General features: G+C 38.3%; 19 protein-coding genes and 1 pseudogene. 7 read left to right on the top strand and 13 right to left on the bottom strand.

Annotated features, from left to right (window positions below):
- Positions 1-34: 34 nt before the first annotated feature.
- The 6 genes from JOC77_RS16125 to JOC77_RS16100 all read right to left on the bottom strand — a co-directional run bounded on the left by JOC77_RS16125 (position 35) and on the right by JOC77_RS16100 (position 6,447).
- Positions 35-511: an NUDIX hydrolase gene (locus JOC77_RS16125; protein WP_204545094.1), complete on the bottom strand. Its 477-nt coding sequence runs from the start codon at positions 509-511 to the stop codon at positions 35-37.
- A 336-nt stretch (positions 512-847) separates the two neighbouring features.
- Positions 848-1,705: an STAS domain-containing protein gene (locus JOC77_RS16120; protein WP_239558832.1), complete on the bottom strand. Its 858-nt coding sequence runs from the start codon at positions 1,703-1,705 to the stop codon at positions 848-850.
- A 394-nt stretch (positions 1,706-2,099) separates the two neighbouring features.
- Positions 2,100-4,529, bottom strand: a complete 2,430-nt coding sequence (locus JOC77_RS16115; protein ID WP_204545092.1) for a bifunctional diguanylate cyclase/phosphodiesterase — start codon at positions 4,527-4,529, stop codon at positions 2,100-2,102.
- 353 nt (positions 4,530-4,882) lie between these two features.
- Complete coding sequence (locus JOC77_RS16110) at positions 4,883-5,224, bottom strand: nuclear transport factor 2 family protein (RefSeq protein WP_204545090.1); 342 nt, start codon at positions 5,222-5,224, stop codon at positions 4,883-4,885.
- A 30-nt stretch (positions 5,225-5,254) separates the two neighbouring features.
- Positions 5,255-5,860, bottom strand: coding sequence for a DedA family protein (locus JOC77_RS16105; RefSeq protein WP_204545088.1), 606 nt, complete (start codon positions 5,858-5,860; stop codon positions 5,255-5,257).
- A gap of 86 nt (positions 5,861-5,946) precedes the next feature.
- Positions 5,947-6,447 carry an STAS domain-containing protein gene (locus tag JOC77_RS16100; RefSeq protein WP_204545085.1) on the bottom strand — a complete coding sequence of 167 codons (501 nt, stop codon included), beginning with the start codon at positions 6,445-6,447 and terminating at the stop codon, positions 5,947-5,949.
- A gap of 213 nt (positions 6,448-6,660) precedes the next feature.
- Between JOC77_RS16100 and JOC77_RS16095 the strand changes: the two genes are divergently transcribed.
- Positions 6,661-7,533, top strand: coding sequence for a metal-dependent hydrolase (locus tag JOC77_RS16095; protein WP_204545227.1), 873 nt, complete (start codon positions 6,661-6,663; stop codon positions 7,531-7,533).
- 408 nt (positions 7,534-7,941) lie between these two features.
- On the opposite strand, the gene JOC77_RS16090 is transcribed toward JOC77_RS16095, so the two are convergent.
- The 4 genes and pseudogenes from JOC77_RS16090 to JOC77_RS16075 all read right to left on the bottom strand — a co-directional run bounded on the left by JOC77_RS16090 (position 7,942) and on the right by JOC77_RS16075 (position 11,343).
- Entirely contained in the window at positions 7,942-8,367 is a 426-nt protein-coding gene (locus tag JOC77_RS16090) for a GNAT family N-acetyltransferase (RefSeq protein WP_204545082.1), read from the bottom strand.
- Between the two features lie 451 nt (positions 8,368-8,818).
- Entirely contained in the window at positions 8,819-9,019 is a 201-nt protein-coding gene (locus JOC77_RS16085) for a cold-shock protein (RefSeq protein ID WP_204545079.1), read from the bottom strand.
- A gap of 164 nt (positions 9,020-9,183) precedes the next feature.
- Entirely contained in the window at positions 9,184-10,038 is an 855-nt protein-coding gene (locus tag JOC77_RS16080) for an alpha/beta fold hydrolase (RefSeq protein WP_204545076.1), read from the bottom strand.
- Between the two features lie 47 nt (positions 10,039-10,085).
- Positions 10,086-11,343 (bottom strand): annotated as a pseudogene (locus JOC77_RS16075) (MFS transporter).
- 199 nt (positions 11,344-11,542) lie between these two features.
- On the opposite strand from JOC77_RS16075, the gene JOC77_RS16070 reads away from it, so the two are divergent.
- From JOC77_RS16070 to JOC77_RS16060, 3 genes are all read left to right on the top strand, one after another.
- The gene (locus JOC77_RS16070) at positions 11,543-11,977 is read left to right on the top strand and encodes a YndM family protein (RefSeq protein ID WP_204545073.1); all 435 of its coding nucleotides are present in this window, start codon (positions 11,543-11,545) and stop codon (positions 11,975-11,977) included.
- A 380-nt stretch (positions 11,978-12,357) separates the two neighbouring features.
- Positions 12,358-12,993: an FMN-dependent NADH-azoreductase gene (locus JOC77_RS16065; protein WP_204545070.1), complete on the top strand. Its 636-nt coding sequence runs from the start codon at positions 12,358-12,360 to the stop codon at positions 12,991-12,993.
- 584 nt (positions 12,994-13,577) lie between these two features.
- A complete protein-coding gene (locus tag JOC77_RS16060) occupies positions 13,578-15,158 on the top strand; it encodes an amidohydrolase (RefSeq protein WP_204545067.1) in 1,581 nt (526 codons plus the stop codon).
- A gap of 97 nt (positions 15,159-15,255) precedes the next feature.
- Here JOC77_RS16060 and JOC77_RS16055 read toward each other — a convergent pair whose 3' ends face one another.
- Positions 15,256-16,677 (bottom strand): S8 family peptidase, encoded by a 1,422-nt coding sequence (locus tag JOC77_RS16055; RefSeq protein ID WP_204545064.1) that lies wholly within the window; start codon positions 16,675-16,677, stop codon positions 15,256-15,258.
- A gap of 145 nt (positions 16,678-16,822) precedes the next feature.
- On the opposite strand from JOC77_RS16055, the gene JOC77_RS16050 reads away from it, so the two are divergent.
- Positions 16,823-17,647 (top strand): SPL family radical SAM protein, encoded by an 825-nt coding sequence (locus JOC77_RS16050; protein ID WP_204545060.1) that lies wholly within the window; start codon positions 16,823-16,825, stop codon positions 17,645-17,647.
- A 312-nt stretch (positions 17,648-17,959) separates the two neighbouring features.
- On the opposite strand, the gene JOC77_RS16045 is transcribed toward JOC77_RS16050, so the two are convergent.
- Complete coding sequence (locus JOC77_RS16045) at positions 17,960-18,646, bottom strand: DUF421 domain-containing protein (RefSeq protein WP_204545047.1); 687 nt, start codon at positions 18,644-18,646, stop codon at positions 17,960-17,962.
- Between the two features lie 245 nt (positions 18,647-18,891).
- Here JOC77_RS16045 and JOC77_RS16040 point away from each other — a divergent pair, with 245 nt between their 5' ends.
- Together JOC77_RS16040 and JOC77_RS16035 are read left to right on the top strand one after the other, a co-directional pair.
- The gene (locus tag JOC77_RS16040) at positions 18,892-20,085 is read left to right on the top strand and encodes a M20 family metallopeptidase (protein WP_204545044.1); all 1,194 of its coding nucleotides are present in this window, start codon (positions 18,892-18,894) and stop codon (positions 20,083-20,085) included.
- Positions 20,086-20,116: 31 nt separating this feature from the next.
- Positions 20,117-20,503: a VOC family protein gene (locus JOC77_RS16035; protein WP_204545042.1), complete on the top strand. Its 387-nt coding sequence runs from the start codon at positions 20,117-20,119 to the stop codon at positions 20,501-20,503.
- Positions 20,504-20,914: 411 nt separating this feature from the next.
- On the opposite strand, the gene JOC77_RS16030 is transcribed toward JOC77_RS16035, so the two are convergent.
- Entirely contained in the window at positions 20,915-21,508 is a 594-nt protein-coding gene (locus JOC77_RS16030; RefSeq protein WP_204545224.1) for a YdeI/OmpD-associated family protein, read from the bottom strand.
- Between the last annotated feature and the right edge of the window lie 266 nt (positions 21,509-21,774).

Raw genomic sequence — 21,774 nt, 5'->3', positions numbered from 1 at the left:
CCTTCATTTAAATCTTCACGCATCACCATGGACCCTATAGTGCATGTTGAACTTCTTTTGATAAATAAGTTTTAATAAATTCATTTAATATCGGCAAATCTGCTGGATTTATGTGTTCAGGCAGACTGTCTGGAGAAAAGAAACGCAGCTCTTTTACTTCCTCATGATCGATCTTTAATTCACCCTCCCAATCCTTGCAAATATAAGAAGAGACAACATTATATACCTCGTCACCATTCGGATATATATAATGAAATTCTTTTCCGGAAAAAAGATTAAACAAGGTTAGACTTTTTGCTATTAACCCAGTCTCTTCTTTTAATTCTCTAGCTGCAGCCTCTTCAAATGTTTCCCCGAGCTCTAAAGAGCCGCCAGTTAATCCCCAATGGTTATTATCCGTTCTTAGCTGCAGAAGAATCCTGTTTTCCTGGTCCAGCAGGATAACTCCAGCCCCAACCATTATTAAGGGCCGGCTGCCAACAAGCTTTCTCAAATCCATAATGTAACCCATTTAGATTGCCCCTTCACTTTCGATTTCTATTTAAAAATTCTCCTCCAGAAAAGAAAATCCTTTAAATTCTTTGAAATCATATTTATTCATTTCAGGGGCTGTTCTTTAATCCGGAACATCTTTCGCTAAAGTAACTTTTGTCACGTGCAATTTTTTAAATTCTTAAAAGGTATGAAGTATATCTACCATCCATTAATCGTTCCTAACTGCATTTATAAGATCATCCTCATTTTGAATAGCCATAAAACCCCTCCTAAAACTGATTATCTGTAAACTCTCATTTTTAAGCCTTATAATAAACAAAAATACGACCCCACTAAAGGATCGTATTACCCATTAAGCTTCCTTCTTTTTCATAAAAACAATTTCATTTAGAGCCTGCTTCATATTTGCCCTTGTTTTGATTTCGGAAAAATTCAAGCCAAGACTAATAATAGTCTGGGCGATTTCAGGCCGTATCCCAGTTAAATAAGTTTCAACACCTGTAAGTTTTAAGGCTGAAACGATATGAAATAATTGGTCAGCTACCATAGTATCAATTATAGGTACTCCAGATACATCCAGGATGATGTGCTTGAAATGCAGCCTGGAACCTTCTGTTAATGAAACTTCCATGATTAGTTTAGCCCGATCTGTATCAATTGAACCTACAAGAGGAATAATGGCTACACCCTCAGCCACAGGTACAACTGGTACAGATAATTCTTCTAAGGCAGAATAGGCAATACTCATCAGCTTATTGTTATGTTCCTCGTATACTTCTCCTATCACTGCACCGATTCTGTCGAGTAAAGGATCTATGATTTTTGATACTTCCAGCATATGAAATACCGTTAATTGGCGCTTCTGCAGCTCTTCAGTGAAAACCTCCCATATTACCGTACGGTATGTTCCAGTTATCCTGATGGCATCACTGATTGAAAACTCAGAATGTATCGCAATTTCAGCTGCCTGTCTGCTCCACTCACTAACTTTTGTTCGAAGAGTCTCCATACCATCAGTAAACAAAGCTTCACCAAGGTATTCGAATACTTTCGTTCTATAATCAACATGAATTAAGGAACTAAGTCGTTCTTTGTTCCCACTCTCAATGTCAGTGATTCTAATATCAGCAACGGTTTTGGCTAATATCTGCGAGTTTTCAATTATTTTTTCACCTATGTATTTCAAATCTCGTATCATTAGTACATTCATACTCCTTTATCTTTCGGGTGTTTGTATATCGGGCACCATCTATTAGGTACTTTGTTTTTGCTTCCCTTGGTTATACCCGGTATATGAACTCTCCCTACACCTCGAAGATCTTTAATTCATAAAAATTATAGACTCCTTTTATATACTACATAGGCTATTATGGATTAAATTTATTAAGGCTGCCTTTAAGTTTTGAACCCGCTTCACGATCAGAGGGAGGCCGGCTATACAATCACAATTTGTAACTATTTTTTTCAAAAACATTATGATTAATACTGCTTCCTTTATCCTTCCAATATATTAATATAAATTAAAACATCTGGCGTTACATTATTTATTTTTTAGAAATTAGATTTGCTCTATCACAAAGGAGTAAATCCTTTCATCGATAAATTTATTCCATTGTTATAGATTGATTTTGAAATATGCCTCTCATTTCTTCGGCAGATATCGGCCTGCTAAAAAAATACCCTTGTGCTTCGTTGCATCTTCTTTGTTTTAGAAAATTGAGTTGTTCTAAAGTCTCAACTCCTTCTGCAATCACTTTTAAATCCAAATTATGAGCCATATTGATAATAGTGCTCACGAGTGAAGCATCCTTTGGATCAGTGAATATATTCCGAATGAAGGATTGATCAATTTTTAATGTATCGATAGGGAAGGTTTTTAAATAACTTAATGAGGAGTAACCAGTTCCAAAATCGTCAATAGATAAAGAAATCCCCATATCTTTTAATTGCTGCATCGTTGATATGGCGTGTTTCGAATCCTGGATGATACTTTCTGTGAGCTCAAACTCTAGATGACTGGGAGCAACTCCTGTTTTCTTTAGTATTTTAGTTACCGTGCCAATAAAATGATGTTGCTGGAATTGGCGGGATGAGATATTCACCGCTATTCGTAATGGCGGACAGCCCTCTTTATGCCACTGCTTACTTTGATGGCACGCCTCATAGAGCACCCAATCCCCAATTGGAAGGATTAATCCCGTTTCTTCTGCGATAGGGATAAATTCTGCCGGTGAAATATTCCCCATCTCTGGATGATGCCATCGAATGAGAGCTTCAGCACCAATAACTTTTCCCGTACATACATCCACTTGAGGCTGGTAAACTACCTTAAATTCATTTCTCTCTAACGCTTTTCTCAGCCCGATCTCAAGCTTCATTTTTTTAGAAATCATTTCATTCATTTCCGATGTATAAAACTGAAAGTTATTTTTCCCCTGTTCTTTCACTCGGTACATCGCTGTATCTGCATTTTTTATCAAGGTTTCAATATCATTTCCATCAAAAGGATACAAAGAAATTCCTATTGATGGTGTTACAAACAATTCATGTTCAGATAACACAATGGAATGATTAAATAAATCTACTATCCTTTGAGCGGTTTCACTGACATTATCATAGGTAGTATGTGGAAGGATTACAATAAACTCATCTCCACCCTGCCGGCTGACTGTATCTATATCACCCACACCTGCTTTTATTCTCTTCGCAACTTCGATTAATAATTGATCTCCTATGGTATGCCCTAAAGTATCATTTATGTACTTAAAACGATCCAAATCAATAAACAAAACACCAAGGGTCTGCTTACTCTCATTTGCTTGATCTAATGCCTGTTTAAGACGGTCATTTAATAAAAGACGATTTGGAAGACCTGTTAAAGGGTCTCGATACACCATATGATTAATTCTATCTTCTGCTTGTTTTCTTTCTGTAATGTCTCGGATAATACTGCTGAAATATATTTTTCCTTCTTCTACCCAGGAAGCAATGGACAGTTCTATTGGAAACTCATTCCCGCCCTTCCTCAGGCCTTGTAATTCAACTGTCTTTCCAATAACCTGAGGTTCTCCAGAAGAAAGGAATCGTTCCATTCCTTTTTGGTGAGCCTCTCTATATTTCTCCGGAATAATTAGCTGCAGTTGTCTTCCTAAGGCTTCTTTTTCGTGATACCCAAAAATCTCCTCTGCACCTTTATTCCATGAAATAATGGCACCCTGACGATCGGCTAATATAATTGCATCATTCGCTGACTCTATTACCGAGCGAAACTTACTTTCCGACTTTATAGATTGAGACTCAAACTGTTTATCTACAAATATACTTATGAAAACCAATCCTAAAATGATTAGCATCCCAATTCCAATCGAATAGGCTAAAAAGGTGTTGTCGACGGTAATTCCTGATAAGCCACCATGATGGTGAGGTTTAAACCTTGCTGCGGACATCCCTGTAAAATGCATGCCTGCTACAGCTCCTCCCATGGTTAGGGCACTGCCTGCTTTCCACCGCCACAATCGTGGTGTGCCGGAATTCCGGCTTACAAAAAACATTAAAAATAACGCCGCTAATGAAGCAATAAATGCAATAATGGCAGAGAGAATCCATAAAACGAGATTGTACTCAACACTAGCTTCCATCTGCATAGCTTCCATTCCTGTATAGTGCATAATCACAATTCCTGCTGAAATAAAAAGGGCACCTAGCATAAAACGTGATAAACCCTTAGCTGGCCTTGTTAAAATATAAAATGCTAGACCAGAAGAGAAAATGGCTGGGCAAATTGAAATCATTACTAATGGTATATTGTATGTGACTGGTATAGATAAATGGTAAGCAAGCATCGAAATAAAATGCATGGCCCAGATTCCCATACCCATGATAAATGATCCAGTACACAACCATATAAAACGTGCTTGTTTTCTTGCTTTATTAATTTGAATACCGATGTCTAACGCCGCATAAGACGCAATAACAGCAATCAAAATAGAGAGAAAGACAATAGAACCTTGATATGTACTTGTGACCGCTTCCATTAAAAAAGGCTCCTTATGTAAATCTATTAAAAGATGGAATCTTTCGTTCTATATTTTGTTTTAACAATTATGAGGAAGTTTTTGCCTCACTATTTTGTTGAGTTTTATCAAGATTGGTTTAAAGAAAATCTATAGATGAATTTATTACACAGGTAAAAAGACTCTCCGCAACCCCTGGGAGAGTTTTTTACTCTAACGTTTTGTTTACCTGAGTTATTATAACATAGAAACATACTTGGAATATAAAAACAAATATCACAAAATTTGCAGATGTGCTGTATGATTGTATAAAAAAAGGCTGTTTTAGCAGCCTTCTTTTCTGAATGATCACATTGACTTAAACCCAAATCTTCCTACTTAATAAACCAGACCCGCGAAATGGTACCTTCGCTGACTTCGTACATTGCAACTGCTTCTGAATCAATTCCATTTGATCTTCCTGTAATATATTCATGGTCAATAACTATATTTAGATGTACTGTCCTCGCTTTTAACTCGGCATGCTGTTCTGGATTAGCTTCAAATAACTTCGTATATACTTCCCGCATTTTTTCAATACCAGTGTAAATAAGATTATTTGAAGGAAACTCCCTAATCTCTACGCTTGAACTATACACACTGAGAAAAGCTTCTATATCTTGTCTGTTATAGGCATTTAACTGTCTTTGTGCAAGTTCAATATTCGTTGGAATCATAGGATATGCCTCCCTTATTGCCCCATTAGATTATTTACTTCTTTTTTTAATAAAAACTATAACAAATACTATAACCAGTACAGCTAATGTCAGGTAAATAATGTTTGAGTAAATATCCATATACCCTACAATGTCTTCCCACGAAGAACCGAACGCCGCTCCCACATTAACGAGGATTGTATTCCAAATAAGCGTTCCTGCAGTCGTTAATAATAGAAACAGCCAAAAGTTCATTTTCGACATCCCTGCTGGAATCGAAATTAAGCTTCTAATAAGAGGAATCAGACGGCAGAAAAACACCGTCCAAGCCCCATATTTTTCAAACCACCTATATGCCTTATGGATGTCATCGGCATTCAGCCTCAATAAGCGGCCCCATCTGCTGATAATAGATTCTAAACGCTCCTCTTTTAGAAGATATCCAACTCCATATAAGGCTGCTGCTCCAGCCACTGAGCCAATGGTCGAAGTAAAAATTACTCCTATAATACTCATACTAGAAGTCGTTGTCATAAATCCTCCAAAGGTCAAAATGACCTCTGAAGGTATAGGAGGGAATAGATTTTCAAGTGCAATCAGGAGAAAAATCCCAAAGTACCCATACTGATTCATAAACTCTGTTATCCAGTTTTCCATGCTGTACACCCCGCTGCTGTTTGCTTTCCACATACTTCTGCGGATATATTTTATTCAGTAACACTTCTGCGACAAGAAAGCGATTGTTATTTACCCACCCTTTGAAGTACATATCCCTCTTTTTTCATTAAATGCTTTAAGGCCTCTTTGAAACTTAGAAATGATTTTAGATCAGCCAGGAAGGATTTTTCCAAGAAGCTGGCTTCCCGGGCCAAATCTGGAGATATGCCGACGAAATACGTTTCAATTCCCATTAAGGTTAATGTTTGTTTTAATTTGTTTATGTAGTTTCCGAAAGAATTCATACTCAGACCGCTAAGATGCTGTTTGCTGATTCCTGAAACATCTACAATTACATTATCTATATCCGGAATGGATGAGTCTTTTACAATTTTATCAACAATGGTTTCAAGACGTTCGGCAGAAAGCGTACCGGCAATAGGCACTAGAAAAGTTCTAGGTATAATAGAAGGAATAAAAGGTGCAGATGTTTCTTCAATAATATCTTTATACCCTTCTACTATGCTTTTCAGCTGCATGATCTCATCTTTTAATAGTTCAAGCTCACTTTTATTTTGATTCAGCATTCTTAATTCCTCGCATATATTTAAAATTGTTTTTTAACTTCTCATTAGTGCTGTCAGACCCTTTACAGGGCTTCCTCTCATGAACTATACCACCCTTGACGGCAATAAGAAAGTTTTTACGATTTAAGATAGTACTCTTTAAGCTTTACTTTTGTTAATGTTAAGCGGAATAATGGTAAATCATATATACTTTTTGGGGAAGGCTGGTAAATGATGGACACTATTACACATACTCTATTTGGCGCAGGTCTCTATAAAGCCTCTAATAAAGAAAGGATGAATAAAAAAGAAAAATACGCTCTTTTATTTACTGCTATAGGAGCGAGCCAGATTCCGGACAGTGATGTTATATCGCAATTATGGGATACTGCAGGTTACTATCAAATGTGGCATAGGGGTATCACTCACTCCGTTTTTCTTGTACCCTTTTGGGCCTTGCTGTTTTATATATTAAGCTGGATATTTTTTAAAGTAAAAGATGTCAAATTATTTTATACTGCCTTAATTGGAGTTTTCATTCACGATACAAGTGATGTTTTTAATGCCTGGGGAACCGGATATTTGGAACCATTCACCAGTGAAAGACTGACTCTCGGTACTGTTTCCATAATAGACTTTGTTATCTGGTTTATCTTTTTAATTTCCTTTATCGTTTCGAAAACACAAAGCTCATTAAAGGAAAAGGCAATCTACCGAACCGCCTGGATTGTGATATGTCTGCATATTTTTATTCAATCCGCACAAGGATATATTCTTTATAATCAATATAAACCGGGATACGATCATGTAGCTCTGTCAGCAAGCTTTGTTCCGTGGCATTTTTCTGTGATTGGCAAAAATGGAGAAACAGTGGACATTATTAAAGACTCTCTAATAACGAAACCAGCCCTCCAGTACAGGCTTAAATCCAGTGAAAATTCCGCTGCTTTAAAGACCCTTTTTAAACAAAACCCAAAAGCTCGTACCCTTTACCAGTGGTCTCCTTTTGTGGTGATGGTGGACACTAAAGAAAAACTCGGAATTTATGATCCTCGTTTTTACAAAGATGGCGAATCATTTTTGTTTGAGTTTATGGAGAAAAAATAAGGAGTTCTAGTCCTATGCATTTTGCCACTTCCCTTGTCGGTATCCATTTGATAGCGGGTATGTGCGTGAAGGAAAAGCATACACTGAAAAGCTTAAGCATAAAATTTCTATGATAAGCAAAAATATTAAAAACTTAAACATAAAAGTTAAAAAGAGAAGCATAAATCTTTAAAACTTGAGCATAAACTCCAAGAACTTAAGCATATCTTATAAAAATGGACCCTATCTGCGCCCATTCTTTATCCATATCATATTTCACCTTGTTATACAGCTGAAATTATAAAAAGAAGATGGTTTTTTGCTTTTATAAGCTAAAAACCATCTTCTTTTTTAACAACCACTCTATCTTGTGATATAAGTATGTTCGAACTGTTCTCAACTTCATTAATAAGGAATGGAGGGTGCTGTTTATAGTTGTTTTTTAAATACTATTCCTCTTCTTTCAAAATCCATATGGTTTTCCCAAAAATGATGGGCTCTATCCCTAGAAAGACCCGAATACAAAATGACTTTCTGGCAATTTTCTTTTTTTCCAAAAGCTTCAATATCCTCTATTAAAAGTTTGCCGTAGCCACCCGATCTTGCTTCCATCGAAGTAACCAATTCCGACACCCATATATATTTTCCATTAAAGAAGTCAATGTGAATATAGATTCCTGCTAGTGCTAACATCTGGTTTTCTTTGTTCATTAGAGAAAAAAGACGGTATCCTTCCTTTCTCATCCTGCCTAATAAATCAAAATACTCTTGTTCATTTAAATGATCACATAACTGATTCATTAATGGAAATGCCTGCTTAAATTCTTGGTCGGTTTTTAATTCCACAGTCTTCATTGCTATAGCTCCCATTCCATTTAAAGTGGTTCTTGCTAAATGCAGCTTAACATTTATGTAACGAATACAATAAATCTGTTATTAGAAAATTTTAGTGCGGTTTATATATGCAGACTAAGTTTTTTGTCCATCACTCACTCAGCTGCGTTAATCTCATGTTGTTAAGGATAATTGGACGCTTCAAAAAATTCCGATTTATATTTAGTGTGATTAGTGAAAATTATGGCTTTTTCGGTACCAGTATACTTAGCACTGTGTACTTGCTTAATTTTCAATTATTCTTGTGGGTTTAAAAGCTCAGTCAACATGGAGGGCCGGTTCGATTACTATATTTAGTACGATGCCAAAGACTGGCATATAAAAAGGGATCTTCGTTTTAATAACCAAGATCCCTTTGTTTAGAAAAAAAATAAAAACAGACTCCTTTGCAGAGTCTGTTTATAAAAACCGCTTAAGCTTTTTGTACGTTTGTAGCCTGCGGTCCGCGTTGGCCTTGTTCAACATCAAATGTTACTTCCTGGCCTTCATCTAATGATTTGTACCCCTCGCCTTGAATAGCTGAGAAATGTACAAATACATCCTCTCCACCTTCACGCTCAATAAATCCAAATCCTTTTTCACTGTTAAACCATTTTACTTTACCACGTTCCATTTTTTGTTGCCTCCTACATATAACTATATAAAATTTGCAATTTCCTTGCCTATGTATTATATCCAGCTTTCACTAAATTAAAACATTTCCTGAAAAAATTCTTGCTCATATCATCGTTTTTTTAATCTGATGCAGTTTGGCTGTTTAACATGACTGTGTTATGGCTAGTAAACACCCTTTTTCGACCATATGTTAATTTCTTTTGAGATAAGTTCGGGTTCATCCCATTGGACATTGTGATGGGTATTATCCATTCGTACTACCGTTACTTCCTGAATATGATTTTGCATTTGTGATATTCCCCTTTTCCTTGCCTCGTCCAGCTCCTTTGGAATCACAGCATGAATTAACAATACTGGCGCTTTAATATATGGGTAGGTATCTGCAAAAGGCTCATTAAAGAAAGCTTTTATTATCGAAAGTGCCGTAAATTTTGAAGTTATAAGCTCATACTGGTTTTGTTGATTCTTCTTAAAAATAGTTGAAACAGCTTGTTCCTTCTGGTTGCTCCAATGATTAGTGTATCCCCTAAATTCTTTATAAGCCTCAATCAGTGTGAGGTATTTTGCCCCTTCGATATACTCTCCCCATCCAGCATAAACCTCACTGAAAGTCATGTCCTGATTTTGAGGAAAAGTAAAGCCGCCATCTAGTAATATGAGGCCTTTTACATGTTCAGGATGGTATTTAGAATAATGCAGCACAATATCCGCCCCCCAGGAATGGCCAAGCAGATAAAATGGTGTATCAAGGACAAGATGAAAAACTTCATGATACCAATTGGCAAGATGCGAAAAAGAGTATTCCTCCTCACTAGTGAATGAAGATGTTTCGCCATGACCTGGATTATCAAAAGCAATTACGTGGAAGTCTTTTGCTAAGCAGCCAGCTAATTCACTAAAGCTATATAAAGCATTTCCCGCCATTCCATGAATACAAATAATGGGTGGTTTTTCTATATTACCCCATTCATAGTATGTAATTTCACTATCTTTTACTTTTATTTTTTGTTTATTCATTTACACCTTTTCTCTCTTTCTATATATGCGGTAACTTTCTTTTTGGCTTAATTGAAACTTCGAATGCCTTTATTAAACATTACCGCTACTGATACTAAAATGATGATAATACTTGAAATAACGAGAGTGTGTATTTCGGCCTGCAGCTTCTGCGATCCAGCCGGTAAGAAGATACCCCAGCGGAAGCAAGGCAAAAGAGCCGAGCATATCCAGGCTGGCCACTCGGCCGAATTTCTCTTCTGGTACAAGCTCTTGAAGACTGGTTTCCCAGATTAGACCGAACAGCATCATTCCTGCTCCATTTACAAACATACACACCATTAATATAGGAACATTTGAGGCAAAAGGAGTCAGCAGAAGCGATATACCGCTCACAGCTACCCCTCCATATGCTAGAATCCCCCTTCTGCTCCATTCTTTTCTAAGGCCAAAGATAATACCGCACACAATAGCACCAGCACCGGAGGCAGATAAAACTAGTCCATAAACGACAGGTTCAAATTGATGGTACACATTAATAAGCCATGGAATTAATATTCTTATAATTCCTCCTGTAAAAATGTTGATAAACGAAATTGCCAGAATGGTAATCCATAACCACGATTGTTCCTTTAGTACAACGATTCCTTCTAAAAAATCTTGCTTTATCGAGAGATCTTTCCGGACGGAAGCATTTGCAGTTTGGAAAGTGATAGAGCGAAGGCTCAGTAAGAAAAATAATGAAATGATATAGGTTAATGCATCGATTCCAAATCCCCAGGCTGCAGACACAGATGTTATAAGCAATCCGCCTAATATAGGACCGAATATCTTTAATCCCTGCATACTAATTTGAGTGATAGAGTTAGCCGCATTTCGAATATCCTGTGTAAAAACCTTGGCTCTGACAGATGAATAGGCAGGCTGGAAAAAGCTATCCATAAAGCCTAATAAAAACATAAAAATAAATAAATACATCATGTTTAGTCCATCATAGAACGCGAGAATTGCTAAAATAGCCATTAAAAGAAATCGGACAAGATCCACTGTGAGCATAATGTGAATCTTATTCATTTTATCTACCAAAACGCCTGAGAAAGGCAGCAGCAAGATGAATGGGAGCATATAAAGTGCCATGACCATTCCCATTTTTGCAGTCGAATTTGAAAGCTGGAGCACAACGACGGGAAGTATCACATTGGTAATCGAGCTCCCTAATAATGAAAAAAACTGTCCAAAAAATAATGCTGAAAAATGCCGTGATTTTTTAAATGGCTGAATGAAGGTAAATTCCCTTTCCATCTGCTTTGTCTGTAATGAACTCATAGTATCTCCTCACTGCAAGCACTAAAGTTTTGCTTCAAAAATCTTTTTTAAGCTAAAACTATATAAAGTATTTTGAAAATTCCCAATATGAACTTTACCATATTTTGAAAATTAAGCAACTGCATTTAATAATCGCCTTTATAAAGGTATGAATTTCTTATACATGTTAAAACTAAGTAGAAAAAAGGAGGGTAAAATTTTGAAAACGCTCTCAATTTTACTTATTAAATTCATAGCTTGTTTGATTGCATTTACCATTGGACTGGATTTATTTTTTGACGCTACGATAGCAGATATTGTTTCTTTTAGTATCGTTACTGCCTTAATTACTTATTTGCTGGGAGACAAAATCGCCCTTCCTCGGCTTGGCCAGACCAATACCTTAATTATTGAGTTCACTTTAACCTATTTAGCTGTTTGGATTTTTGGCGGAATACTCCTGGATCATTATCTTCAGATTGCATGGGGAAGCATCATCTCTGCCGGAATCTTTACTTTTGCTGAGATTCTAATTCACAGATATTTCCTAAGCACGGCTGGACAGCCAAATGAAAGAAGACAGCTTCGTATCAATCCAAAGCTTGCATATGGAACGGAATTTGCCGATGAACAAGATCCTTCTAACAAAAAATAATCACGAGAATTTAGGTAAATACACTGACAGATTTAGTTGTCAGTGTATTTTTCTAACTTCAATTTACCCCGTCTAAATACGAATACCCTCATAATGACCTTAGAAGCTTTCCTGGTTTACGCTGACTGCGTCAATTAACCGAATAATAAATTCAATTCACTTAATGGAAATGGTTAATCTCTAACTCATGAGGGTTAATTCAACTAACTCAGTATTGTTGAATGGCTCTCCAGTGTATATAAACACATTTTAAACAGGACCTCTACAATGAGATTAACCTATCTTTTAGAAATACAGGTTTATGATGAATAGCATTAAGGAATTAAAGCAGAATAAAGAGGAGTTATCCTTCAATAAAAGAAAGGCAGGAATTAAATCACATGGCAACTTTACTTTATATTACCGCCCATCCTCATGATGAAAGGCAGTCTTTCAGCATGGCGGCAGGAAAAGCATTTATAGAATCATATAGAGAAAGTAATTCTGATGATGAGGTCATCCATCTTGATTTATACACAGAAAACATCCCTCATATTGATACGGATGTTTTTAGCGGGTGGGGCAAGCTCCGGTCCGGAACTGCATTTGACGAACTTTCCGCTGAAGAAAAATCAAAAGTAGGACGGCTTTCAGAGCTGGTAGAACAATTCATTTCTGCGGATAAATACGTTTTCGTAACACCGCTGTGGAATTTCTCTTTTCCTCCGGTTATGAAAGCATACATAGATTCAATCTGTGTGGCCGGAAAAACATTTAAATATACTGAACAGGGACCGGTTGGCCTGCTGACAGAGAAGAAAGCCCTGCATATTCAGGCGCGGGGTGGAATTTACTCCGAAGGCCCCGCAGCTGAAATGGAAATGGGCCATCGTTATCTTTCCATTATCATGCAATTTTTTGGCATCCCATCTTTTGAGGGAATTTTTGTTGAAGGGCATAACCAATACCCAGACCGCGCTTCGGAAATTAAGGAAAAAGCCATTCAAGAAGCAAAAGAACGAGCACAGTCATTTTAATAAAAGAGCATGTAAGGCAATCCCTTGCATGCTCTTTTTCTTTGCCAAAAATATATGCCAATCCCGGCTATAGCCTTCACAAATACTGGATTAGCTGCGATAGAATACCCCCACCAGGGAAGGCTTTTTTGAATGCGATCCAACTTGGCAGAGACCGTTTGCAGCCTGAATCTGATGCTAAAAATTAAAAAATCGCAAAGAGTCAAAGAAATATTAATTAGTTTCCCCCTATAAATTTTCTGCTCCCCCCCTTTAACAGCTTTTCCAGCCACTCGAACTCTATTGTTCTTGAATTACGAATCTTGTTTGTTCGTTATGCTCTCTTCGCGGAAACTCTGCAGCAGCCTGCTCAGTTTCCCGCTTATCAGCGCTCTTTTATTAACTCATAAATATATAAATCCTGACTTAACCAAAGGGTCATAAATCCCTCCATCTTCTGCTTGGCTGGTTAATAACATAGTTTTCCCTGCATGTAAATAAACTTTAAGAAACGCCAAATCCATACCAAAAATCCTCATGCTGTTTTAGTATTTGCTGATCATGCTTATGAAGGCCTTTATTTACCTTAATTAGGGGGATTTATAATGAAAAACATGTATATAAATGGTCGAATTTTCACAGCTAACCCTTACCAGCCTTATGCAGATGCAATGGTCGTGGAGAAAGGAAAAATCTTGTGGATTGGAGAAGGCGGTTCTATAGACTTATCTGAAGGAAAAATTGTTGATTTAATGGGAAAACGAGTTCTCCCTGGATTTGTTGATGCTCATATGCATGCATTTATGCTGGCAGAAACGATGAACCAGATTCCCTGTACGCCGCCTGAAATCCGATCGATAACACAAATGCTTACTAAAATAACCCTGAAGAAAGACCAGCAAGGAGAAGATCAGTGGATATATGGATGGGGTTTTGATGAAGGAAAGATGGATGAAAAACGTCTTCCGACCAGATGGGAACTGGATACTGTCTGCCCGGATATTCCTGTCGTTATAACTCGTTCATGTGCTCATGTATGCGTGGTTAACAGCTATGCACTCAAGTTAGCAGGAATTGATCACAGCACGCCAGATCCAGAAGGAGGATCGATTGACCGCGATGAAAAAGGGGCACCGACTGGTGTGCTGCGTGAAGAAGCTGCTATGAGCTTAGTAACCAGTCTAAAGCCTCCTTCTTCTTTTGAGCAAAACTGTGAGATGCTTGCTGAACTTAGTAATGAGCTGTCTAGATATGGGATAACTTCTGTGACAGAAATGATGTCTAATCATGGTTTCTATGAAATGTTTAAAGCTGCTCAGGAAAAAGGATTCCGCCAAAAGACAGTACTTTATTATCTATGGGATGAAATTATTAAAAAACCTGAACTGGCTGACAGTCAATTGAATGTTGACCAAACTGTTTTTATAGGAGGCGTCAAATTATTTGCAGATGGTAGCATTACAGGGAGAACTGCATGGGTCAGTCCCTCTTACCTAGGGAAAGAGGAACAATTTGGTTTGTCTATTGCCACAAAGGAAGCGATTATTGATGCATGCGACTATGCCAGAAAAATGGGAATCCAGGTGAGTGTCCATGCGATGGGCGAACAGGCCATCCAGCTGACTGCAGGCCTATTTTCTAATAAAGAACCCTGGCTTTTGAACGGCCCGTCCTTCCGTCTCGAACATGCATCCCTCTCCAGCCAGGAAATATTAGAGCTCGCTCGTACATTCAATATAGCGCTTATTCCTCAGCCCATTTTTTTCTTTGCAGAAATTGAAGGATATTTATCTAATTTAGGAATAGAAAGAACCCGTCTTTCCTACCCGGTCAAGAGCATGCTAGAGAAAGGAGTTTCTGTCTGTTTATCTTCCGATGCACCCGCAACTGCCTGGGCAGTACCGCATAATCCTTTTATCGGAATAAAGGCAGCCGTAACCCGGAAGGCTTATGATGGAACCGATCTAGGCAGTAAGGAAAGGATTAATATCCAGGAAGCCATTGCTTTATATACGCGTACAGCCGCAGAAATATGCCGGCTGCCTTCAACGGGAATGCTTGCCCCAGAATATTGCGCAGATTTTATCGTTCTTAATAAAGATATACTGAAAGTGCCTCATGACGAAATAGATTTACTATCTGTTGAGCAAACGTATATAAATGGAGAAATTGTTTTTTCCAAATAAATAAGTCTTTGTAGTAATCCTCTTTAGTCCTTCTCGCCACTATGTCATATCCTGCCTCTCCCCAAAAGAAGCGGCCTCCTTGAAGGAGACCGCTCTATTAACGTATGTCGAACGCATTTCTCAGTTCATCCCAGAAGCTTTCTCTTTGCGGCTTCCTCGGCTTTTCGACTTGCTGAAGAGAATTTCGAATATCAATTAATCCGCTTCCAAAGTATGGGTCATATCCTTTGTTACCTAAGTCGTAGGAGCACTTTGATATAATGCTCATCACCTTCGTGTTTTTCAAATCTGGGTTTGCCGATCTAATCAAACCAGCCAGTGCTGCCACATGGGGGGCTGCCATAGATGTGCCCGAAAGAGCTGCGTATTGCTTATGAAAATACGTGCTTGGGATATCCACACCTGGGGCTGCTACATCAACATATTCTCCATAATTTGAAAACTCTGCGCGATTTCCATTATAATCTACAGCTGTCACACAAATTACTTCGGGATAAGCAGCTGGAAAACTCGGCTGATCTGTATTATCATTTCCCGCTGCAGTAGTGATTACGACATCTCGATCAAAGGCATATTGAACAGCTTCCTGCATAACGGCAGAAGGCTGGTAATTTCCAAGGCTTAAGTTGATCACATCTGCTCCATGGTCGGCAGCCCAGATCACTCCTCTGGCAACGTCAAAAGCGTTTCCATAGCCCTTTTCATTCATTACCTTTATAGGCATGATTTTATTATACCAGGTGAGTCCTGCAATGCCCCGGAGGTTATTGGTTTCTGAAGCAATGATTCCAGCTACGTGGGAACCATGGCCATTATCATCATCTGGGCTGCTGTTTCTGGCAATAACATTATATCCCCTCGTAATTCTCCGCTTTAAATCAGGATGGTCTAAATCCACTCCTGTATCGACCACAGCTATAACAACATTTTCACTCCCTCTGGTAATATCCCAGCCTTCTTCTGTTTGAATAACCGGCAAATTCCATTGATATTGGCGGCGGTATAGAGAGTCATTCGGTACATTCGCCTCATTTTGCATATAAATATAATTTGGCTCTGCGAACTCCACATTGTCGAGATGATTAAAATATTGCAGTAATTCAGAAGTGTTTTTGCTGGTCGACCTGAACACAATGGTATGATTAAAAGTTTTAATGACTTTCCCGTTTATCTTTGCAAGCATCTCTTCTAGCTCCTGCCTGTTTGGATGCTTTTTAAATTTTACAGTAGCTTCATGCTCATGATAGTGGCTCTCGTCCTGTATATTATGCTTCACGAGTGTTATATGCGGGTTCCTCCGAAGCTCATTTTTTAGAGAAATTCCCTCTTCTAAGCTGTTAATATGCAGCATATCCCTGTTGTCATCCTGACTTAGTATGCGTGAATGGGCTGCACTAAAACGGCTTGCTCGCGCATTATCTTGGTCTGCCTCCCTTTTTGACTGAAGCCAATATACTGTGCCTCCCGCTAACAAAAAAAGGATGGATGCAGCTATGGCAAATGTTCTTAATCTTCCCATTCCGTACACTCCCTCTAGTATGTTATTCTTTAGGTTGCGTACTTTACTGAAGTTTGCATCATGGGAAAGAATGGATTTAGTCAATCTTTATGAGGTTTGGCTGTTTACATGTATAATTGGATGAGAGGAAAGGAGATTGAAACATATGGAGATGAAGAACATATCTTCAAAGAAAATATTAACCGAAGCGAAGGGCTTTCTGGACTTCGGGTATACGCACAGCTTAAATCCATATGCTGGATGCGTGTTTGGATGTTCATATTGTTATGTCCGGGAGCTGCCTATCCAAAAATTCAGAGACCAGGCATGGGGTACGTGGATCGATACAAAGATTAATGCCTCAGATAATTATCGGAAAGAAATCTTAAATCTCCGAAAAAAAGGAAAGACAGTTTGTATATTTATGAGTTCCTCAACTGATCCTTATCAGCCTATAGAACGCAAAGCTGAGGTTACGCGGTCACTGCTTCTTGCGATGATCGAGAATCCCCCAGATTTCCTTCTTCTTCAAACCCGTTCCCCCCTAGTGACAAGAGATATAGATCTGCTTGACAGGCTAAAAGAAAAATGTGGACTTCGTGTGTCCATGACGATCGAAACAGACCGGGAGGATGTTCGAAAGCTATTTGCCCCCAATGCACCGAGTATACCCCTTAGGATAAAAGCATTAGCAGCCATTAAGAAAGCAGGAATAGCCACACAGGCTGCCATTTCGCCTATGCTTCCTTGCACACCTGATTTTCCTTCTATTTTTTCCGGCCATGTAGACCGGATCTGTATTGATACATTGACTATTGGGGATGGCGCTGGAGGAAGACGATCTGCAAAACTGGGAATGCCTGAAATATTTGAAGAACATGGATTTTCCAGATGGTATGACACAAATCTCCATATGAAGGCAGTTAAACATTTTTCTAAATTTTTTCCAGAAGAAATGATTTTCGTTTCTCAGGAAGGCTTTGCTCCATAATTAAAAGCAGCATTATAGAGTGCTGCTTGGAGTATATCCTTCCTGCTCTTATTGGATATATGACTAATCGCAGTTCTGCGGTTTTTTAACGTGCAATTACCGATTAATAGGACCAATCCCCCTAGTCTGGGACGCAAACATCCTCCATGCAGCTGCAAGCCGATTCTAACTTTGGCGCAGTTATTTTCGAATTTACCTCAATTCAAAAGTATTTAGGGCAATAATGATCAATAATTATTCCGCTGCTCTTTGTTAAAAGGCAATCATCTTCATTTAAAAGCCTATGTACCCCGCCTAAGTTTGCTTTTGGGCTCAGCCTTTTGGAGATTCGCGGTATAAATCAATAAAGAGTCTTCCATTGCTGCCAATCACTGCATAACGGACAAAATGTTGTTGGATTTGTCTTCTTTGCAGCTCGTTCAATAGCCAGTCCTTTGTGTACCGGCTCCTTAATAAGTTAGCCTCTACAAATTTCCCCTCGAGCATTAATTCGATTGGTGTATTGGATTGAAGGTTATTCAGATCCTGCCTGGTGAGCGTCCGATATTCCGGTCTTTTTAATACAGAAAGCGTCCCATTTATCTCTAATTGTGCTTTCTGAACTTCTTCTGTATGGAAAATATCCTTTTCTCTTAGAGCTCCCTTCAGAGTATCTAAGGAATACCCTATTTTCTTCAAATTTCCCTCAATTATTTCACCGTTCAATATTAAGAGTTCAGGTTCCCCCATAATCCATTTTCGATACTTGCGATTTTTCACCGCGATGAAATTCAGAATTGCTGCGATTGCTCCCATAATTACTATTGCCAAAACAAAATAACTAAACTTTATTTTAATATTGAAAGCAAGGTTTCCCGCAATCGTTCCCATGGTTATCGACGCGATATACAAGTGATAGGTTTTTTGCGAAATCGTCTGTTTTCCGAACATTAGGACAAAAATCCATAAGAATAGGAAAGCAGTTAGAGTTCGAATAATAATTTCAATGGATCCCGACATTAGCTTCTCTCCTAAAACAGAATCAGAATCAAGCCATTTTATAGTATGATCTATATCTCCATGTTTATCCTTTAAAAACTTTCTCCTACACGGTCTGAATGACCCTCTTGGCATACGGTGCGGGTCATTTACCCGAGTTATATCCTCCACATAATGCTTTCTGTCCATCTGCCTTTACGTATACAAAATTTTCAAATAGCTATATAATGGCTTCATAATCTTTAGCATTTGAAGGAGTGAAAAATATGTTTTCTTCTGAAGTTAAGAAAGATGCTGCAGCGGTAATGGATCAGGTAATCAAGTGGAGACGATATTTGCATCAAAATCCTGAATTGTCATTCCATGAAGAGAAGACCTCTCGTTTTATATATGAAACTCTTCAATTATTTGGAAATCTAGAGCTGTCAAAGCCATCTAAAAATAGTGTAATGGCTAGGCTTATAGGGAAGAACCCGGGGAAAGTACTCGCTATCCGTGCAGATATTGATGCACTTCCTATACAAGAAGAAAACGATTTTGAATTTTCCTCTAAAAACCCCGGAGTTATGCACGCATGCGGGCATGATGGACACACTGCCATCCTTCTCGGAGCGGCAAAAATTTTATCCGCAAAACAAAACGAGCTTCATGGAGAAATACGATTTATTTTTCAGCATGCAGAGGAATTGTATCCCGGCGGAGCTGAGGAATTAGTTGAAGCCGGCGTTATGGACGGTGTGGATGCTGTTATTGGAACCCATTTATGGTCACCGCTTGAGGCTGGCAAAGCAGGGATCATTTATGGGCCAATGCTTGCTGCTCCCGACACTTTTTATGTTACAGTCAAAGGCAGAGGCGGACACGGCGGACTGCCGCATGAAACGATTGACAGCATAGCAGTGGCAGCACAGGTTGTAACGAATTTGCAGCATATTGTATCGAGAAATGTAGATCCCATTGAACAGCTCGTGATCTCGGTTACTAAATTCACTGGCGGTACTACCCATAATGTTATACCAGGCTCTGTTGAGATTATGGGCACAGTTCGAAGCTTCAATCCAGAAATCCGGGAAAAAGTGCCTGTATTAATGGAGAGGGTTATTAAAGGTATAACGGAGGCACATGGGGCTAGCTATGATTTCAGATTTGATTTCGGCTATCGTCCAGTCATCAATCACGAAAAAGTTACCCGGTTTATTCATGATACGGCATTGGAACTTTATGGGGAGCATTCTGTTGAATTGATGAAACCTAACATGGTTGGAGAAGATTTTTCGGCTTACCTCCAAAAAGCGGATGGCTGCTTTTTCTTTACTGGTGCAGGGAATATTGAAAAAGGAATCATTTATCCTCATCATCATGCCCGCTTCACGATAGATGAAGAAGCTCTAAGTATGGGAGTTGAGATGTTTACAGCCGCTGCACTTAAAATGCTGAGAATTGAAGTACCAGCTGTATAAAAACTTTGCAGAATAAAGAGGTGTAAAATGTATGTCAATAAATAAATTGGATCACATAGGAATCATGGTCAGAGATATGGATAAATCCATTACATTTTATCAGGACGTAATAGGGTTAACTCTTAAAGACCGTCTTTTACATACGAACGGGGTCATCGAATTAGCGTTTCTAGGATTTAACAACGAAGGCGAAACAGAAATAGAACTTATAAAAGGCTATAATGACAGTTTACCAAACGAAGGAATAGTCCATCATTTCGCTGTAAAATCGGAGGTTATAGAAGAAGAGTTCCGAAGGATAAAAGGTTTAGACAACGTTGAAGTAATAGACGACGAAATCATTACCCTTCCTAATGGATACAGATACTTCTTTATATACGGACCCGACCGCGAATGGATTGAATTTTTTCAAAGGTAATGAATAAGAATCATTGCATTTCAAGCAGCTGCTCACATGCGGCTGCTTTTTTCTGCACAAATATGTGTACGCGGAAGGAAATAAACACCTGAATCCGGTACTGTAAAAGACAGCGAAAGGACGATCATCTGCTTCCACCTTTGGTTAATCGATAAGGGAGTTCTTAACAGCATTGATAAAAGTTTCTTTATCAAAAAGGAAACAATGCATGGCACAATCTATTACGAGTCTCCTTTCCAGGTGATTTACCCAGAAAATCGACCGCCAAAAGTGGAGCATGCATTACCTGTCAAATCCATCCCTCTTCTATTTGATATTACTATTCTGGAAACCATGCCTATTGCGCTAGGGATTTATATGCAGTTACTCAGCGGTCTAAAGTTTGATTAATTTATCTTCTCCTCGAATATACTAATCATTTAATCCCTTTCCATTGAGAATTTGCTGCATATATTTTTCAACCCTTGACACTCGAGTTTTGGATTGTTTGGGTGCAGAAAAATAAAGAATGTATGCTCTTTGCCGTCCCGGAGTCAGTTGATCAAAAGCAGCTTTCAAGGCAGGGATTTCATCTAATTTATTTTGAAATTCTTCAGGAATTATGTATTCTTTATTCTTTTTCAAATTGACTTCCAAACCGGATTTTTCAACTTCAACGGCTTCATAAATATAGGTCTTCAAGATGGTTTCCATTGCAGCTATTTCTTGAACATTGGTGAACCGAATTTGGCGCGCCGCCTGTACATTCTCCGTTTGTTGGATTAGAATCCCATGGGCATCCTGTAACAAGGCACCTTTGTGAAACAGAAGCGCACAATATTCTTTAAACCCATGTATTAAAACTATGTTTTTTTTCTCAAACGTATAACAAGGATGCATCCACTTAAATTCTTCAGTCAGCTCACAGTCAAGAATGATTGTTCTCAATTTTTCAAATTCTTCCTGCCACTTTTTGGCTTTACTTAAAAATTCATCAACCTTAGGATTCTTTCTACTATTTGTCATCAAGGAACACCCCTCTTCATTTTTTTCGATCAGCTGACAGTCAAGGATGATCATTCTCAATTTCTTACTAATAGGACATTAATTGATGTAATGTCACGCAGACCTGGCTTGGAAAGTTACAGAGAGCTCATGTCGCTAATCTGGCCGATAGTTGAATAAGAAATTAGATCGCCGCTGCATTAATTATTGGGCTTAAGCTTTTAGAATTTACTTCATCACTTTCTCTAATATCTTACTAACAAATTTAGTTTTACTGTTAGTATAAA

Origin of the sequence: Peribacillus deserti, assembly GCF_016909175.1 — a bacterium.
GTDB lineage: Bacteria > Bacillota > Bacilli > Bacillales > DSM-1321 > Paraperibacillus > Paraperibacillus deserti.
This window is presented reverse-complemented; position numbering and strand designations above follow the sequence as displayed.

Coding starts and splice junctions, on each gene's coding strand:
- JOC77_RS16125 (WP_204545094.1), bottom strand. CDS start 511: ATGGGTTACATTATGGATTTGAGAAAGCTTGTTGGCAGCCGGCCCTTA.
- JOC77_RS16120 (WP_239558832.1), bottom strand. CDS start 1,705: ATGAATGTACTAATGATACGAGATTTGAAATACATAGGTGAAAAAATA.
- JOC77_RS16115 (WP_204545092.1), bottom strand. CDS start 4,529: ATGGAAGCGGTCACAAGTACATATCAAGGTTCTATTGTCTTTCTCTCT.
- JOC77_RS16110 (WP_204545090.1), bottom strand. CDS start 5,224: ATGATTCCAACGAATATTGAACTTGCACAAAGACAGTTAAATGCCTAT.
- JOC77_RS16105 (WP_204545088.1), bottom strand. CDS start 5,860: ATGGAAAACTGGATAACAGAGTTTATGAATCAGTATGGGTACTTTGGG.
- JOC77_RS16100 (WP_204545085.1), bottom strand. CDS start 6,447: ATGCTGAATCAAAATAAAAGTGAGCTTGAACTATTAAAAGATGAGATC.
- JOC77_RS16095 (WP_204545227.1), top strand. CDS start 6,661: ATGGACACTATTACACATACTCTATTTGGCGCAGGTCTCTATAAAGCC.
- JOC77_RS16090 (WP_204545082.1), bottom strand. CDS start 8,367: ATGAAGACTGTGGAATTAAAAACCGACCAAGAATTTAAGCAGGCATTT.
- JOC77_RS16085 (WP_204545079.1), bottom strand. CDS start 9,019: ATGGAACGTGGTAAAGTAAAATGGTTTAACAGTGAAAAAGGATTTGGA.
- JOC77_RS16080 (WP_204545076.1), bottom strand. CDS start 10,038: ATGAATAAACAAAAAATAAAAGTAAAAGATAGTGAAATTACATACTAT.
- JOC77_RS16065 (WP_204545070.1), top strand. CDS start 12,358: ATGGCAACTTTACTTTATATTACCGCCCATCCTCATGATGAAAGGCAG.
- JOC77_RS16060 (WP_204545067.1), top strand. CDS start 13,578: ATGAAAAACATGTATATAAATGGTCGAATTTTCACAGCTAACCCTTAC.
- JOC77_RS16055 (WP_204545064.1), bottom strand. CDS start 16,677: ATGGGAAGATTAAGAACATTTGCCATAGCTGCATCCATCCTTTTTTTG.
- JOC77_RS16050 (WP_204545060.1), top strand. CDS start 16,823: ATGGAGATGAAGAACATATCTTCAAAGAAAATATTAACCGAAGCGAAG.
- JOC77_RS16045 (WP_204545047.1), bottom strand. CDS start 18,646: ATGTCGGGATCCATTGAAATTATTATTCGAACTCTAACTGCTTTCCTA.
- JOC77_RS16040 (WP_204545044.1), top strand. CDS start 18,892: ATGTTTTCTTCTGAAGTTAAGAAAGATGCTGCAGCGGTAATGGATCAG.
- JOC77_RS16035 (WP_204545042.1), top strand. CDS start 20,117: ATGTCAATAAATAAATTGGATCACATAGGAATCATGGTCAGAGATATG.
- JOC77_RS16030 (WP_204545224.1), bottom strand. CDS start 21,508: ATGACAAATAGTAGAAAGAATCCTAAGGTTGATGAATTTTTAAGTAAA.